This window comes from Mesorhizobium sp. M8A.F.Ca.ET.161.01.1.1 (assembly GCF_004792105.1).
In the GTDB taxonomy this organism is placed as follows: domain Bacteria; phylum Pseudomonadota; class Alphaproteobacteria; order Rhizobiales; family Rhizobiaceae; genus Mesorhizobium.
Genome location: NZ_SRTD01000205.1, coordinates 1 through 352, shown reverse-complemented (window position 1 = coordinate 352; position 352 = coordinate 1). Strand labels below are relative to the sequence as shown.

The window sequence follows — 352 nt, the reverse complement described above, 5'->3', positions numbered from 1 at the left end:
GTGAATATTGCCATTCCCCGACTGAAGACGGGAATTCGAGGACTAGCCTTGCCACAGACTTTCAAATCGCCAATCGCCGCCCGCCGGCTTTCCGCAGCCATTGCCATCATCACCGCAGGTGTCGTCGCCGCGGCTCCGGTGGCCAATGCCAATCCGAAAATGGTGGTCGATGTCAAAACCGGCAAGGTGATCTCGCACCAGGAAGCCTTCCGCAAATGGTATCCGGCCTCGCTGACCAAGCTGATGACCGCCTATATCGCCTTTTCGCAGATGAAGGCTGGCAAGATCAGCCCGCAGACCGAAGTGGTGATGAGCAAGAAGGCCGCCGACCAGCCCGCCTCCAAGATGTATT

General features: G+C 58.0%; 1 protein-coding gene. It reads left to right on the top strand.

Features of this window, described 5'->3' with window-relative positions; translation table 11 throughout:
* Window positions 1-48: 48 nt before the first annotated feature.
* A partial coding sequence (locus EN804_RS35335; protein ID WP_246693543.1) for a serine hydrolase occupies window positions 49-352 on the top strand: 304 nt, incomplete at its 3' end.